Source organism: Knoellia sp. B-D-2 (genome assembly GCF_057714695.1).
In genome coordinates this window covers 1,595,960-1,611,170 of sequence record NZ_CM173189.1, presented here as the reverse complement: position 1 = coordinate 1,611,170, position 15,211 = coordinate 1,595,960, and the positions used below count along the sequence as shown (strand labels likewise).

13 protein-coding genes are annotated in these 15,211 nt (G+C 73.6%); 4 read left to right on the top strand and 9 right to left on the bottom strand.

Annotated features, from left to right (window positions below; translation table 11 throughout):
• Positions 1 to 52 precede the first annotated feature (52 nt).
• From AC3EU2_RS07700 to AC3EU2_RS07660, 9 genes are all read right to left on the bottom strand, one after another.
• Entirely contained in the window at positions 53 to 1,738 is a 1,686-nt protein-coding gene (locus tag AC3EU2_RS07700) for a DUF58 domain-containing protein (protein ID WP_488179119.1), read from the bottom strand.
• A gap of 2 nt (positions 1,739 to 1,740) precedes the next feature.
• Positions 1,741 to 2,709 (bottom strand): AAA family ATPase, encoded by a 969-nt coding sequence (locus AC3EU2_RS07695; RefSeq protein WP_488179118.1) that lies wholly within the window; start codon positions 2,707 to 2,709, stop codon positions 1,741 to 1,743.
• A gap of 403 nt (positions 2,710 to 3,112) precedes the next feature.
• Positions 3,113 to 4,033 carry a hypothetical protein gene (locus AC3EU2_RS07690; protein WP_488179117.1) on the bottom strand — a complete coding sequence of 307 codons (921 nt, stop codon included), beginning with the start codon at positions 4,031 to 4,033 and terminating at the stop codon, positions 3,113 to 3,115.
• Positions 4,034 to 4,393: 360 nt separating this feature from the next.
• Positions 4,394 to 5,092: a hypothetical protein gene (locus tag AC3EU2_RS07685; protein WP_488179116.1), complete on the bottom strand. Its 699-nt coding sequence runs from the start codon at positions 5,090 to 5,092 to the stop codon at positions 4,394 to 4,396.
• Between the two features lie 4 nt (positions 5,093 to 5,096).
• Positions 5,097 to 6,584, bottom strand: a complete 1,488-nt coding sequence (locus AC3EU2_RS07680) for a serine/threonine-protein kinase (protein ID WP_488179115.1) — start codon at positions 6,582 to 6,584, stop codon at positions 5,097 to 5,099.
• Positions 6,581 to 8,152: an FHA domain-containing protein gene (locus tag AC3EU2_RS07675; protein WP_488179114.1), complete on the bottom strand. Its 1,572-nt coding sequence runs from the start codon at positions 8,150 to 8,152 to the stop codon at positions 6,581 to 6,583. The genes AC3EU2_RS07680 and AC3EU2_RS07675 overlap by 4 nt, the downstream gene beginning before the upstream one ends.
• A gap of 10 nt (positions 8,153 to 8,162) precedes the next feature.
• Entirely contained in the window at positions 8,163 to 8,981 is an 819-nt protein-coding gene (locus AC3EU2_RS07670) for a PP2C family protein-serine/threonine phosphatase (RefSeq protein ID WP_488179113.1), read from the bottom strand.
• Positions 8,978 to 9,457 carry a hypothetical protein gene (locus AC3EU2_RS07665; RefSeq protein ID WP_488179112.1) on the bottom strand — a complete coding sequence of 160 codons (480 nt, stop codon included), beginning with the start codon at positions 9,455 to 9,457 and terminating at the stop codon, positions 8,978 to 8,980. The genes AC3EU2_RS07670 and AC3EU2_RS07665 overlap by 4 nt, the downstream gene beginning before the upstream one ends.
• Before the next feature lie 118 nt (positions 9,458 to 9,575).
• Positions 9,576 to 11,105, bottom strand: a complete 1,530-nt coding sequence (locus tag AC3EU2_RS07660; protein ID WP_488179111.1) for a CCA tRNA nucleotidyltransferase — start codon at positions 11,103 to 11,105, stop codon at positions 9,576 to 9,578.
• On the opposite strand from AC3EU2_RS07660, the gene AC3EU2_RS07655 reads away from it, so the two are divergent.
• The 4 genes from AC3EU2_RS07655 (at position 11,097) to AC3EU2_RS07640 (ending at position 15,132) form a co-directional block, all read left to right on the top strand.
• Complete coding sequence (locus AC3EU2_RS07655) at positions 11,097 to 11,579, top strand: NUDIX hydrolase (protein ID WP_488179110.1); 483 nt, start codon at positions 11,097 to 11,099, stop codon at positions 11,577 to 11,579. The genes AC3EU2_RS07660 and AC3EU2_RS07655 overlap by 9 nt on opposite strands.
• A 62-nt stretch (positions 11,580 to 11,641) precedes the next feature.
• Entirely contained in the window at positions 11,642 to 13,726 is a 2,085-nt protein-coding gene (locus AC3EU2_RS07650) for a hypothetical protein (protein ID WP_488179109.1), read from the top strand.
• A gap of 1 nt (position 13,727) precedes the next feature.
• Complete coding sequence (sigM, locus tag AC3EU2_RS07645; RefSeq protein WP_035938101.1) at positions 13,728 to 14,291, top strand: RNA polymerase sigma factor SigM; 564 nt, start codon at positions 13,728 to 13,730, stop codon at positions 14,289 to 14,291.
• Between the two features lie 91 nt (positions 14,292 to 14,382).
• Positions 14,383 to 15,132: a hypothetical protein gene (locus AC3EU2_RS07640; protein ID WP_488179108.1), complete on the top strand. Its 750-nt coding sequence runs from the start codon at positions 14,383 to 14,385 to the stop codon at positions 15,130 to 15,132.
• The last annotated feature ends 79 nt before the right edge of the window (positions 15,133 to 15,211 follow it).

Here is a 15,211-nt window from a genome sequence, read left to right as displayed (position 1 = left end):
AGCGCCGCCGCGCGGGTCCCACGCTCCGCGCGGGCGGAACTTCGTGGGGTGTTCATGCCAGGGCTCCACTGAAGAGGACGCGGCGCAGGTCGGTGAGCCCGCGCACCGTGAGGATGGTCAGCCCGCCGGCGTGGCGGACCCCGACCTGGGCGTCGGGGTCGATGACGAGCGCCACCTTGATGACCTCGACCTCGAACTGGGCAAGGGCCCGCTGGACCTGGATGAAGGGGCGGTGCGAGCCGGTGACGAGGATCGCGACGCTCGCGTCGGGGGCAAGGGCGGCGGCGTCACCCGACGCGGCGAAGACGTCGATCGCCCCGATGCCGGCGCGGGCGAACGTGTCGAGGGTGAGCGCCGCGGTCGAGCGCGAGATCTGCTGGTCGTGGCAGACGACGGTGGTGTCCTGCTCGTCGAGGATCGAGCGCAGCGCCAGCGAGGCGGCGCACGAGATGGCGAGCTCGACCGCCTCGTCCTCGCCCGTGTAGACCTCGGGCGAGGTGTCGACGACGACCGCCAGGTGCGAGCGCCGGGTGTCGAGGAACTGGCGCACCAGCAGGCGGCCGTGCTTGGCCGTCGAGCGCCAGTGGATGTAGCGGCGGTCGTCGCCCGGCTGGTACTCGCGCAGGGCGTGGAAGGCGAGGTCGGACATCGACAGGTCGGGGGTGACCTGGCCCTCGAGGTCGCGCAGGATCCCGGCACCGAGCGGCTCGAGCGAGGTCGTCAGCGGGTGCACGAAGAGCTCGGTCTGCTCGGTCCACTCCATGGTGCGGCGGACGAGGCCGAGGGGGTCGCCGTGCACCGTCGTCGCCGGGCCGACCTGGATGACGCCGCGACGCTCGGTGGGGACGACGAAGAGCTCCTCGTGCGACTTGCCGGAGCCGAGCGAGGGGAGGGTGAAGCGGGCGGCGGAGCGACCAACCGGCAGCTCGACGAGCAGTGGGAGCATCCCGCGGCCCGAGAGGTTGCGGACCTCGATGCGGCCGGTGGCCGGCTCGCCCACCGTGACCCGTGTCGGGTCGACGTCAGTGCGGATCTCGACCTTGGCGTGGCCGACCGCGAGCGCGACGCAGGCGAGGAAGAGGACGAGGCACGCGACGGCGATCATCGCCAGCTCGCTCCACTCGTAGCGGCTCGCGAGGAACCACGCGAGCAGGCCGAGGAGGCACACGGTCCAGCCGAGCGCCGAGACCCACGCGATGGTGCGCAGGACGGGGCGCCAGAGCGGCTCGGAGCGCTCGGCCAGCGGACGGATGCGCTCGCCGGTGAGGTCGAGCAGGCGCGCACCGGTCTCGGTGATGGCGGTCGGGATCTGCACCCGGGGCAGGGTGATCGTCGGGAGCTCGGGGCGACGGCGGGTCGAGCGGCCGGCGGGGCCGGCGGGGCCGGAGGGGCCGCCCGCGCCCCGGGGCTCGACGTCGTGGCGGCGCAGCGACGGCGTGTCGTCGTCGGACGAGCGCCGGCCCAGCAGCCCGCGCCAGCGGGACCCCCCGGTGGCGGTGGCCCCGGAGGAACGCCGCCGAGCTGACTGGTCCTGGGCGGGGCGCACCTTGAGCGAGGAGCGGGAGACGGTCGAGTCGTCCTCGTCCACGGGGGCGCCGGCCGCGGGAGTGACCGGGCGGGCGCTGGTGGCGCTGGTGGCGCCGGAGGTGTCGGGCGCGCCGGGGGTCGACGAGGACGATCCGCGCAGGTCGGATCGTCGGATCGTCGCCGACTCGTCGTCGGGGCCCTGCTCGGACATCGTCAGGCGACGCGCTCGGTCGGAGGTGCGACCTCGCCGAGGATCTGGCCGATGACCTGGTCGACGGTGATACCCGCGAACTGCGCCTCGGCCGTGACGAGCAGGCGGTGGTTGAGGACGGGGTGCGCGAGCAGCTTGATGTCGTCGGGGATGACGTGGGTGCGGCCCTGGCCGATGGCCCAGGTCTTGGCGCACCGGATGAACGCGAGGCATCCACGCACGGACAGGCCGAGGCGGACGCTCACGTGGCGGCGGCTCTCCTCGGCGAGGCGCGAGACGTACTCGAGGATCGCGTCGTCGACGTGCACCTCGTCGGCGAGCTCGGCCATGTCGAGGACGACCTGGGAGGTGACGACCGGCTCGAGCGCCTTGGTGCGGTCACGGGTCTTCGCGTCGCGCAGGACACGGACGGTGGCCTCGTGGTCGGGGTAGCCGAGCGTGGTCTTCATGAGGAAGCGGTCGAGCTGGGCCTCGGGCAGGCGGTAGGTGCCCGCCTGCTCGATGGGGTTCTGCGTCGCGATGACCATGAACGGCTCGCCGACCTCGTGGCGGACCCCGTCGACGGTGACCTTGCCCTCCTCCATGACCTCGAGGAGCGCGGACTGCGTCTTCGGTGAGGCGCGGTTGATCTCGTCGGCGAGGACGATCGTGGCGAAGATCGGGCCCTTGTGGAACTCGAACTTCTTGATGTTGGGGTCGTAGATCGTCACGCCGGTGACGTCGCTGGGCAGCAGGTCGGGCGTGAACTGGATGCGGCTGTTCGTGCCGTGGACCGTGCTCGACACCGCGCGGGCGAGCTGGGTCTTGCCGGTGCCGGGGAAGTCCTCGAGGAGGAGGTGCCCCTCGGAGAGCATGCAGGTGAGGGCCAGCCGGATGACGTGCTCCTTGCCGAGCACCGCCTTGTCGACGTTGCTCACCATCGCCTCGAAGGTCGTGGTGAACCAGGCAGCCTGGTCAGGGGTGACCGTCATCGGGTCCGAGTCCTCTCGTCGGGTGGCGTGAGGCGGAACCGTTTCCCCGCCGAGGACCCAGTGGCCCCGCGCCGGGTGGCGCCACCCCCCATGGGTGCTTCGGCACGCGGCGCAGCCACTTGGCGTGAAGAAGTGACGCGTATGCCGTGTCGAATGCTACCGGGTACCGCAGGCCGCCCACCCCCACGCTTCCGCAGAAAACGAGGTGGTTGAACCCTCACCCTTTTCCGCCCCCGCGCCCACCCCGCCCCCGACTCCGTTGCGTCCGCAACCTTGGTCACGAACCCGACCACCTCTGCGGACGCACCCGGACGGCACGCGCCAGCGTCCGCAACCTTGGTCGGAAACCCGACCACCTCTGCGGACGGACGCGGGAGGAGAGCGCGTATGCCGTCCGCTCGGGTCAGGCGGACCAGCCTCGGCTTCGCAAGAGGGTCGCGAGCGACGTGAAGAACGGCTCCGGGTCGACGCGCAGCGTCAGGACCGACAGGGGAAGGGCGGCCTCGCCCCGTGCCTGGAGGTCGGCGAGCCGCACCTCGTCGCGCATCGAGGTCAGCAGATGGTCGTGGCCGGCGCCGTTGACCTCGACGCACACGCCGAAAGGGTCCCAGAAGGCGTCGAGGACCACGCCGCCGGTCGACAGGCGTCGGCGCACCTGGCGGGACGGCTCGGGCAGCCCGCGGAGGCGGCACTCGGCGGCGAAGTCCAGCTCGTTAAGCGAGTGCACACCGAGCAGGAGGTCCGCGGCCACGGCTCGCAGCATCGAACGGAACTCGTGCCGGGCGATGCGGTCGAGCTCACGGACGAGGTCCTCGGCACGAACGAGGCGTTGCTGAAGCGGCATGACGAGGCAGAGTGCGGCCTGGCGTCGGGACACCGCCCACAGGGCGGCCTGGACCGCTGCCACGGGTGCCGTCGAGCGGCGCATGCCCACGCTCGTGCAGTCCCCCGCGCCCCAGCGGCGCGTCTCGTGCAGGACGATCCCGTCGGGGAGGTCGCGGCCGTCCTTGGTGAAGCCCTTGCTCACCCAGATGTGCGTGCGCGGCTCGTCGAACCCGGTCAGCCCGTGGGCCTGGAGCGCGGTGATGCCACCCAGCCGAGCACCGGGGCCGACGCGCACCAGCGCCGCTCGCCACGCCTGCTCGCCAACCAGAGGACCCGTGTGCAGCACCACGCCCTTTGCGCCGATCGGTCGCCAGTGGCCGGCCCGGATCATGCTCCGACGGAGCGAGCGACTCACGCCCGCCGTGCTGAGCTCGGCCAGGGTTGCCACGCCGTCGAGCTCGACGCAGAGACGCTCCGCCACGTCGCTCCGGTTCGTCATGACGGCAGCGAATCGCCTCCCCGCGGCGTCCACCATCCCCGACCGCCCGGGTTGTGGACGGAGCGGGCGCCCGAGGCGAGCTGTGGACACCCGCCGGCAGGCCGGCATACGCCAGCGTCCGCAACCATGGTCGAAAAGCGACCACCTCTGCGGACGCAACACGGGAGACCGACGCCAGCGTCCGCAACCCTGGTCGAAAAGGCGACCACCTCTGCGGACGCAACCAGCCGGGCCCGGCCTGCGTCCGCAACCCTGGTCGAGAAGGCGACCACCTCTGCGGACGCAACACGGGAGACCGACGCCAGCGTCCGCAACCCTGGTCGAAAACGCGACCAGCATTGCGGACGCAAGGGGTCGGTCTCAGTCGAGGAGGGCGAGGTCCACCTCGGTCACCATCCGGGTGGAGAGGGCGTGCTCGACGAGCCTCGACTTGCGGTTGCTCGCGAGCTTGCCGGGGCCGCCGTGCAGGCCGCGGGTGCCGGCGTCGGCAAGCTTCTGGCAGACGTTGTCGAGCTTGCGGTTGAACTTGGTCGTCGTCCACCCCAGCCGGGCCGCGGCCTGGGCGGAGGACGGGATCTGGCCCTGACCGGCATACGTCGTCCGCAGGAAGCTCTCGCACAGCGCGACGACGAGCAGCTTCTGGTCCGGGGTCATCGACACGCGGCCCACGGTCGTCTCCCCCGGGGAGTCCTCGGACTCGGACTCGAGCTCGGGCTCGGTGACGATCGAGGTGAAGGTCGCGTCGTCGACGGTGATGTCGAAGTCGTAGGTCGTCGGCCCGGCCGTGAACCACACCGTGAACGCCTCGAGCGCGAGCGGGATGCGGGCACCGGGTGAGAGCCACGCCTGGAAGAGTCCCTGGCGGTCGCCAACGGTCGCGGTGAGGTTCGAGCCCACGTTCGTGAGCCACCACAGGTCGTGCTCGCGGTGGACCTGGAGGAAGACGCGGTGCAGGTAGGGGTTGTCGTCGATCTCGACGTCGGCCACCCGGCCGATCGTCAGCGGGGCGTCCTCGGACGCCTGGTACTCCACACCGCAGAACTCCACGGTCACGGACATCGCGTCACCCTCCGGTCAGGCACTTGACGGCCGAGTAGGCCGAGGACTCGCCGGCCGCGCGCGCGACGGCGACCTGGGCGCAGACGACCTGGCCGGTCGCGGCCTTGACGGTGTGCGGGAGCGCGCGCACAGTGAGGACCTGCGCCTCCGGCACGGCGGCCTCGCTCGAGGCCGCGCGGATCCGGTAGTAGTCGCCCTTGCGGACCCCGGCGTACTGCCACGTGAACGCGACGCCGCCCGGGAACGCGCGACCGTCGATGAGGGGCTGCTCGGGGAGGTCGACGACCGGTCCACCGCCGCCGGCGGTCGCCGAGGCGGAGGGGGCGCCGGTCGAGGCCTCTGTGGGGTCGTCGTCCCCGCGGAACCCGACGGCCCAGACGAGCGCGCCGACGAGGATGAGGACGAGCACGCCGACGCCCGCGAGCAGGGCGCCGCCGCTGACCGTCGCCGGCTGGGGCTCGTCGTCGACGCCGGTGTCCGCCGTGGGCGTCCCGGACGGGCTCGGCGTGAAGGCCTGCGGCGAGGTGACCCTGGGGGCGCGCACGCTCGTGCGGTCGGGGTCGGGCTCCGCGGAGTCCGACCGGCTCGCGCTGTCGGCGACCGTCGTGTGCCCGGACTCGTCGAGCACGACGATCGGGGTGCGCGCGAACCGCTGCTCCTGCTCGATCGCCTGCAGCCCGCGGGCGAGGTCGATGGCGGTCTGCGGGCGCGCGTCGGGCTTCTTGGCCATGGCGTGGCCGAGCAGCCGCTCAAGGCTGACCGGCACGTCGGCACGCCCGGTCTGCGGCACGGGGGTCGCGCGGATGCGCGGCATGAGGGCGTATGCCGAGTTGTCGCCTCCCGGTTGCTCGAACGGCGAGCGCCCCACCAGGAGGTGCCACAGGGTCGCGGCGAGCGAGTAGACGTCGCTGCGGGCGTCGCCGTTGCTCTGCCCGTAGAGGACCTCCGGCGGGGACCACGGCACCGAGACGCCGACGTCCTCGTCGTGCTCCTCGGGCCCGAGCGCGCGGCCGGCGATGCCGAAGTCGGTGAGCCCGGGGGCGCCGTACTGACTGATGAGCACGTTCGCCGGCTTGACGTCGCGGTGGATGATGCCGGCCCGGTGGGCGGTCTCGACGGCACTGGCCAGCTGGATGCCGGTGCGCAGGACCTCCTCGACGCTGAGCCGCTCGCGCTTCGCGCGGGTGGCCAGGTTGGGCGGCGGGTAGTACTTCATGACCAGGTACGCGCCACCGTCCGCGAGCTGCTCGCTGCGGAAGACCTGGACGATGTAGGGGTGGTCGGCGAGTTGCGCCATCGTGTTCGCCTCCTCGACGAACTGGCGCAGGATCGACGGGGTCAGCACCTCCCGCTTGAGCACCTTGACCGCGACCGGCATCCGCGGCTGCTGCTGCTCGTAGAGGAAGACGTCGGCGTAGCCGCCGGAACCCAGCGGCTGGCGGTAGACGAGCCCAGGGATCTCCGGGGGCGTCCCTGGTGCTGCTCGGGTCACTCGGAGACCTCGTACGTCAGCGAGACCTCGTCGGCGAGCGTCACGACGGCCCCGGGCTCGATGCCGAAGTCCTCGGTGGGACGCAGCCGGACCGGCTCCTGGCCGGGGAGTGTGACCGTCGTGCCGTTGGTCGAGCCGAGGTCGCGCACGAGCACGTGCCAGCCCTCGAGGATGACCTCGGCGTGGTTGCGCGAGATGTCGTTGTCCTTCGACGCCAGGCGCACGAGGTGGGGACGGCTGCTCGGGGGCAGGTCGGAGTTCACCTTCGGCGCCCGGCCCAGGAGGATGCCGCGGTCCAGGGGCACCTGGCCCCCCGCCGAGACGTGCAGGACCCCGAGCTGCGGCCGTGGGGCCTGGAACGGCTGCTGCGTCGGGATGTCGCGGTCGCACACCCGGCAGGCGCTCGCGTGCGGCGAGGAGTGGTGGCCGGCGGGACAGATGACGGCGAGGACGATCGGGCCGTCCGCCGGTCCGTCGAGGCCGGGCGTGAGGGCGCTGCGGTCCATGGTCACGTCGGGTGCGGAGGCCGCCTCCGCGGCAGCGGCGGGCGGTGGCGCGTCGATCTGGTCGGCACCGAGGGCGGGCGCTGCGGGCGGGAGGGGTGCGAGAGGTGCGGGGTCGTCCGCCGCGGTCTGCTGGAACGGCGCCGGGCCGGTCATGCCCCAGTTGTCAGGTCCGGTCGGGCCGTCGGCCAGTGAGGGGACGGGCTCGGACGGCTCGGGCGGCACGGGCGGCGGCGGCGGAACGGCGGGGGCCACAGGGACGGCGGACGCCGCGTCGGTGGGCGGGGCGGCGGCGGGCGGGGCCGCGGCGGGGGCGGCCGGGCGGCCCTCGTCGGACGGCGTGCGCCACGGGACGCTGTCGATGAGGACCTTCTTGCCGGGGCTGGCGGGTGCGGGCGCGGGGGTGATCCGCTCGGCAGGGGTCGCTCCGGCGTACTCCTCGGACGGCGGCAGCGTGAGGTCGGCCGGCGGGACCGCGGGGGGCGCGGGGCTGGGGTCCGGCCCCGGCTGCACGTCCGTCTCGGCCTCGACCTCCTGCTTCGGATCGGGGGTTGCCTCCGGTTCCGGGGCCAGATCGCGCTCGGACGGGGCTGCGACCGTGGGAGCGCTCTCCGGCTCGGCCTCCGTGGTCCCGGCAGTCGTTCCAACAGTGGCGGCAGCGCCAGCGGCGGCGCCGGCAGCGGCAGGACGACCCAGCTGGGTCGGGCGGCGCCACCCCCCGCGGGCGCCGGCCACCGTCAGCTCGAGGACCGCGGCCTCGACGTCGACGTCCCGCCACGGCACACGACCGCCGGCGCCGACGTCGGACCCGTCGGCGCGGACCAGCCCAGCCCCGCGCACGACGACCCGCGCCTGCTCGCCCGACGTGTCGACGAGGGCGAAGTCCGGCAGCCCCCCGAGCCCGTCGCGGCCCAACGCCTCGAGGACGGGAACGAGCCCGGACTCGAGGGCGCCCTGGAGCGCTCCGGCGACCGAGGCGGACCCCTGGACGACGAGGTGGCGCTCGGCGGCGGACAGCGCGACCCACCCCCGCGGGGTCTGGGTGGTGACCTCGGTGCTGCTCACGGTGTCGTCCTCAGGTCGGCAACAGGGTGTGGCGTGGAGCCGTGTCGGCCTCGTCGCTGTCGTCCTCGTCCTCGTCCGAGTCGAAGGCGACGACGACGACACTGATGTTGTCACGGCCCCCTGCCTCGACGGCAGCATGGCACAGGGCGTCCGCCACCTCCTGCGGGTCGTCGAAGCGCTGGAGCGCCACCATGATCGTGCGGTCGTCGATCTCGTTGGACAGCCCGTCGCTGCACAGGACGAAGCGCTCGCCGGGGTGCGGTGGGAAGACCCAGACGTCGGCGTGGGGCCCCGGGTGTGTGCCGAGCGAGCGCGTGATGATGTTGCGCAGCGGGTGCCGCAGCGCCTCTTCCGCAGTGATGAGGCCGGCGTCGACCATCTCGCGGACCTCGGAATGGTCCTGGGTGACCATGCTCATCCGGTTGCCGAGGAAGCGGTAGACGCGGGAGTCGCCGACGTTGAAGACGATCCAGTGGTCGGCGCCGCCGGCGTCGACGACGGTGAGCCCGGCGAGCGTCGTGCCCATGCCGGTCTGCTCGGGGTTCTGGGCGGCGGACTCGAGGATGCGGCGGTTCGTCGCGCGGATGAGGGCGACGACGTCCTCCGACCGGACCCGGCTGCGGGTGTTGAGCTCGCCGAGGGTCTGCACGGCGATGCCGCTCGCGACCTCACCCGCAGCGTGGCCGCCCATGCCGTCGGCGATGACGAAGACCCGGCCCTCGGCGATGAGGCTGTCCTCGTTGTGGTCGCGGACCCGCCCGACGTGGGTCGCCGCACCGTGGCGGATGCGCACGTCCGGCCCGGTCAGCGACGCGTGGTGACGGCTCACCCGCCGCCGCCCGTCGGCGTGACGACCGCACTCTCGAAGATCTGCTGGATCGTCTCGTAGTCGCGCTCGGAGTCGGGACCCGCGACGCGGCCGGTGAGCCGGACGTGCTGGGTGACCCCGCCGCCGTGGACGGCCGTGACGAGGTGGACGACATGGACCGGCTGGCCGTCCTCGAACCACGACACGTTGAGTCCGGTCCAGGCGCGCTCGTCGATCTCGACCTCGAACGTCGGGTCGGCCTCACCCTCGTCGTGGGCCGTCGCCTCGGCTGCCAGCACATCGACGAGGTGGTCGGTGCTCGCCTCGCGCGACGTGTGGACGTATGCCGTCAGCCGCGGTGCGTGGGCCCCCGCACTCTCGTGCTGGGCGAGGAACAGGGCGTCGCCACCGGGCTCGGCGACCCACTCGGCGGGCAGGTCGAGCTCGATGCGCGGGAGCGCGGGACTCACTGCGCTGGGATGGCCCACCATGGGCATCGGGCCACCTCCGAGAGGGTTGGTGGAGAGCCCGGGTCGGGGGCGCTCTGCATGGACCGAACAACCCTATCCCCGTGCTGAGCGGGCCGCGATGTGGAGATCTCCCCACCGCTTCCCGCTACCGCGACTCGGGCTGGTCGGCCCACCAGGTGCGCAACCGGTCGGCCGCCGCCTCCTTCCCGATCGGCCCCTCGTCCATGCGCACCGACAGGAGGTACTTGTAGGCCCGGCCGAGCACCGGCCCCGGCGGGATTTTCAGGACCGAGGCGATCTCGTTGCCGTCGAGCTCGGGACGGACCGCGGCAAGCTCCTCCCGCTCGAGCAGCAGGCCGATCCGGCGCTCGAGCTCGTCGTAGGTGCGCGAGAGCCGCTGGGCCTTGCGGGCGTTGCGGGTCGTGCAGTCGGCCCGGGTGAGCCGGTGCAGCCGCGGGAGCAGCGGCCCGGCGTCGGTGACGTAGCGGCGCACGGCAGAGTCGGTCCACTGCCCGTCGCCGTACCCGTGGAAGCGCAGGTGCAGCTCGACGAGCCGCGACACCGCCTTGACCGTGTCCTTGTCGAAGCGGAGCGCCTTGAGCCGCTTGGCCGTCATCTTGGCGCCGACGACCTCGTGGTGGTGGAAGCTCACCCCGCCCGCGGGCTCGAACCGGCGGGTCGCCGGCTTGCCGATGTCATGGAGCAGCGCCGCGAGCCGCAGGACGAGGTCCGGCCCCGGCACCGAGTCCACGGGGCCGTCCGCCGGTCCCTCGAGCGCGATGGCCTGGTCGAGGACGATGAGCGAGTGGTCGTAGACGTCCTTGTGGCGGTGGTGCTCGTCCACCTCGAGCTTGAGGGCCGGCAGCTCGGGCAGCACGTGGGCCGCGAGCCCGCTGTCGACGAACATCTCCAGCCCGGCGCGCGGCTCGCGGGCCATGAGCAGCTTGACGAGCTCGTCGCGGACGCGCTCCGCCGAGACGATCTCGAGGCTGCCCGCCATGGCCTGCATCGCGGCATACACCTCGGGTGCCGGCACGAGACCGAGCTGCGCGACGAAGCGCACCGCCCGCATCATCCGTAGCGGGTCGTCCCCGAAGCTCACCTCCGGGGCGGAGGGTGTCCGGAGCACCCCGGCCTCGAGGTCGGCGAGCCCGCCGTACGGGTCGACGAACTCGAGCGAGGGCAGCCGCATCGCCATCGCGTTGACGGTGAAGTCGCGCCGGACGAGGTCGTCCTCGAGCGACTCGCCGAAGGCGACGACCGGCTTGCGGGTCACCCCGTCGTACGCGTCGGCGCGGTAGGTCGTGACCTCGACCGTCGTCTCGACCCCGCCGGCGCGGCGCACCGCCCCGATCGTCCCGAACTCGCGCCCCAGGTCCCACGTCGCCGAGCCCCAGGCGCGAAGGATCGCCTCGGTCTCGTCGGGCGACGCGCTCGTCGTGAAGTCGAGGTCGGGAGGGGTCCGCCCGAGGAACGCGTCGCGCACGGGGCCGCCCACGAGGGCCAGCTCGTGACCGGCCCGGGAGAAGCACTCCCCGAGGTCGGTGAGCAGGGGCAGGACCGGTGCGAGACGGGCAACGGCCTGCTGCATGAGCAGTGCGGACGGCGGGGTGGGTGACACGAGTGACAAGAGTAGGTGTCCAGTCGTCGTGGTTACAGTGACGCCATGAGCCATGCCACCGCAGAGCCGCCCCGGGTCACCCGGCGCCTCCCTGCCGTGGAGGAGCGCTCCGCGGGGGGCGTCGTCGTCGACGTGCAGGACGGAGAGGCCCGGATCGCCGTCATCGCGCGGCGCAACCGCGCCGGCCGGGTCGAGTGGTGCCTGCCCAAGGGCCACATCGAGGGCGCCGAGACCCTGCCGCAGACCGCAGCCCGAGAGGTCGCGGAGGAGACCGGCATCGAGGGCAAGGTCCTCATCGAGCTCGGCACGATCGACTACTGGTTCGCGGTGGGGGACCGGCGCATCCACAAGTACGTCCACCACTACCTCCTCGAGGCCGTGGGCGGGGACCTCACCATCGAGAACGACCCGGATCACGAGGCGATCGACGTCGCGTGGTTCCTCCTGCGCGACGCGCACCGCCACCTGACCTTCCCGAACGAGCGGCGCATCGCCCGTCTGGCCTGGCAGCGGCTCGCCGGAGACTGAGCCCGGGGATGACCGATGGCCCCGCCTAGGATGGGCGCCACACCGATCGGAAGGGGCACCCGTTGGAGGGCGTCGGACCCGGTACCACCCTCGACGGGCGGTACACCACCCAGCGCAGGATCGAGCAGCGCCACGGTGCTGAGCGCTGGACCGCTGACGACACGACCCTGGGTCGCTCCGTCGTCGTCCTCTGCCTCCCCGAGCGCGACCACCGCGCGAGTGCCCTCCTCGACGCCGCCCGCCGTGCCGCCGGGCTCGACGCGCCCACCCTCCAGCGGGTGCTCGACGTCGGCCGCGAGGGCGGCCTGGCCTGGGTCGTCGAGGCCGACGGCGCCGAGGCGCGCAGCCTGACCCAGCTCGTCCACGACGGCGGCCTGCCCGCCGACGAGGTCCGGCGCATCGTCGGTGAGGTCGCGACCGCCCTCGAGTCCGCCCGCCAGCGCGGGCTGCACCACCTCGACCTCCGCCCCGACGACGTGCTGCGCACCCTCGACGGCGAGGTCCGGCTGCGTGGCGTGGCCACGAGCGCGGCGCTCGCCGAGCTCGACGACCTCGAGTCCGAGGTCGCCTCCCGTCGCGACGCCGTCGGCGTCGTCTCCCTGACGTATGCCGGTCTCACCGGACTGTGGCCCGGCGCCGGCCAGACCTCGCTCGGGTCCGCTCCGCGCGTGCTCGGTGGCGTGGCCGCCCCGTCCGAGATCGCCGCCGGGGTGCCGCGCGACCTCGACACGCTGTGCCGGCTGACCCTCGGCGAGGACCAGGGACCGACCTCCCCCGGGGACTTCGCCCGCCAGGTCGCCCCGTGGCCCTCCCGGCAGGTCGCCGGCCGGTCCACCATCACCACGACCGCGGCCCAGGACCCCAGGCTGTCCACGACGGCGTCTCCGCCGGCGCCTCCCGCACTCACGCCCGCCGGCCTGTCGCCGGCCGTGGCGACGCCTCCGGAGGCCGCGGACGACGGGAACGACGACACCAGGACCCTCACCGCCCCGGTCGGCGGCGCCGATTCCGGTGCCGACTCCGAGACCGAGACGCACGAGATCGACCCCGAGGCCGACGAGCCCACCCGGGTGATGCCGCGCCCGGGGTCGGACCGGGCGGTGACCGAGGCCATCCCGGTCACCCAGCCCGCGACCGAGGCGCTCCCGGTGCCCCGGGGCGACGCCGATGCCGCCGCACCCGGGTCTCCCGCGGCGGACGAGCCCCGGGCGACCGGCGCGCGCGCCGCGGAGAGCGCCGCCGCGGCAGCCGCCGCGACGGGCGCGGCGCTGGCCGGTGCGAGCTCGGTCGTCGCCGGAGCGGTCAACCGGGCCGGCACCAAGGTCGGGACGATCGGACGCCAGGTCGGCGAACGCGCCGCCGAGAAGGCCGCCGAGCGCCGCGAGTTCCGCGAGCGGATCACCGCCCCCAACGCCCCGGGACTGGCCACCGACGGCGACCGCGTCCGCCCCGGCACCGGCCGGGACACGCACCTCGAGGCGCCGGCCCCCCTGGTCCCTGCCCAGCCGCTCAACCGCCGCGAGTCCCGGCTCGCGCTCGGCATCGTCGCTGCCTTCCTCGTGTTCGCGCTCGTCATCGGCGTCCGCGGCGTCATGCAGATCGGCTCCAACACCGACCTCGACTTCGGCGGGGTGCCCGGCAGCTCGCCATCCCCCTCCGCCCGCCCCTCGGCGAGCAGCGGAGGGCCGACAGCGAGCGCCACCGCGACGAGCGGCGAGCCCCTCCAGATCCTCGCGGCCGACGGCTTCGACCCCGAGGGCGACGGCAAGGAGAACGGCACCCGCGCCCCGCGCGTCTTCGACGGGGACCGGTCGACGGCGTGGCAGTCGGAGGGCTACGGCTCGGCGGCTCTCGGTGGTCTCAAGAGCGGGGTCGGCGTGAGCGTCGACCTCGGCCCCAACGTCGCCGCCCGCACGATCAGCCTCACCCTGGGCCTGCGCGCCGACGTCGAGGTCTACGTCAGCGGCGAGCGCTCACTCGACGGCGCCACGAAGGTCGGCGCCAAGGCGGGGGCCAACGGCACCGTCTCCTTCCCTGTGCCCGCCGGAACCACCGGGCAGTACGTCATCGTCTGGTTCACGAGCCTCACCCGCGACGACGGCGGTCGCTTCCGCGCCATCCTCGGCGAGGTCGAGGTCAACAACTGACATGGACGGGCTGGAGGACGCCCCGGACCGCGACCTCATGGCCCGCCACGTCGCCGGGGACCCCGACGCGTTCGGGGAGATCTTCCGCCGACACCGCGACCGGCTCTGGGCGGTGGCCGTGCGCACGACGGGTGACCGGGAGCTCGCCGCGGACGGCGTCCAGGACGGCTTCGTCAACGCCTTCCGCCGGGCCGAGTCCTACCGCGGCGACGCCGCGGTCTCCACGTGGCTGCACCGGATCGTCGTCAACGCCTGCCTCGACCGGCTGCGCCGCGAGCGCGACGTCCTGCGGCGGGCCGGGGACGCCGCCGACCTCGACATCGCCGACACGCACGACCGGCACGACGAGGCCGAGACCGGGATGGACGTCCGCGCGGCGCTCGCTCGGCTCCCCGAGCACCAGCGGCTCGCCCTCGTGCTCGTCGACATGCACGGTATGCCGGTGAGCGAGGCCGCGCAGACGCTCGGCGTCGCGGAGGGCACGGTGAAGTCCCGTTGCGCCCGGGGTCGGGCCGCGCTGGCGGAGCTGCTCGGGGCGACGCGGGAACCCGAGGTGCGCCCATGACGTCCTACTCACGACACCGCTGGGCCCGCCCCTGCGAGCGCGCGACTCCGGTGGACCGACCAGGTACGGGAACGAGGAGAGGGTGGTGAGCGTGCGCGACGACGAGCCGGACCCCACGGGCATGCGCGAGCTGCTGCGCTCGATGCCCGACCCCGGACCGATGCCGGATGACCTCGTGGCCCGGATCCACGCCTCCCTGTCCGACCTCGGCCCGCTTCACGTCGAACCCGCGGCGCCGGACTCGGACGGCGTTCCACGTGAAACCACCGGCCCGACCCGCGGCTCCTGGCTGGCCCGGCACGCAGGCAAGCTCGCCGTGGCGGCCGTCCTCGTCGTCGGTGGAGGCGTCCTCGCCGACGACCTGCTCGGCATGGGGGGCGCGACGAGCGACACGGCCAGCGAGTCGACCGCCGGAGGCGGCAGCGAGGACCAGGGGGCCGCAGGAGCCGACTCGGGCCAGGACCGCGACACCTCCGGGGCCGTGACGCTGCCCGGTCCGGTCGTGGTGCGGCTCTCGGAGCGCGACTACTCCTCGACGAGCCTGTCGACCCAGGTGGCAGCCCGGATCATCGGCCCGGAGGTGAGCCCTGAGACCGGCCCCCTCACCGCGGAGTCCCCCGCCATCGGTCCCATCGGGAGCGAGCTCGGGGTCCGCTCCTGCCTCGAGGCGCTGGGCCTGCCCCGCGACACGGCGGCCGACGTCGAGCTCGCCCGCGTCGACGGCGCACCCGCGGCGGTGCTCGTCGTGACCACGGAGGGTGAGCGGACGGCATACGCCGTCCGCCGTGAGTGCACCACCGGCAACCCGTCACTGCTCGCCGGGCCGGTCCCCCTGCCCTGACCGCGGGTCGGGCTGCGGGTCGGGAACACCGAGCGCCTAGGATCGGTTGGACCAGACCACCGTATGTAGCGGTGATCCT

Excerpts from the sequence above, each read along its gene's own strand:
- AC3EU2_RS07690 (WP_488179117.1), bottom strand. The coding sequence starts at position 4,033 with ATGACGAACCGGAGCGACGTGGCGGAGCGTCTCTGCGTCGAGCTCGAC.
- AC3EU2_RS07685 (WP_488179116.1), bottom strand. The coding sequence starts at position 5,092 with ATGTCCGTGACCGTGGAGTTCTGCGGTGTGGAGTACCAGGCGTCCGAG.
- sigM (WP_035938101.1), top strand. The coding sequence starts at position 13,728 with ATGGACGGGCTGGAGGACGCCCCGGACCGCGACCTCATGGCCCGCCAC.
- AC3EU2_RS07695 (WP_488179118.1), bottom strand. The coding sequence starts at position 2,709 with ATGACGGTCACCCCTGACCAGGCTGCCTGGTTCACCACGACCTTCGAG.
- AC3EU2_RS07700 (WP_488179119.1), bottom strand. The coding sequence starts at position 1,738 with ATGTCCGAGCAGGGCCCCGACGACGAGTCGGCGACGATCCGACGATCC.
- AC3EU2_RS07655 (WP_488179110.1), top strand. The coding sequence starts at position 11,097 with ATGAGCCATGCCACCGCAGAGCCGCCCCGGGTCACCCGGCGCCTCCCT.
- AC3EU2_RS07665 (WP_488179112.1), bottom strand. The coding sequence starts at position 9,457 with ATGCCCATGGTGGGCCATCCCAGCGCAGTGAGTCCCGCGCTCCCGCGC.
- AC3EU2_RS07660 (WP_488179111.1), bottom strand. The coding sequence starts at position 11,105 with ATGGCTCATGGCGTCACTGTAACCACGACGACTGGACACCTACTCTTG.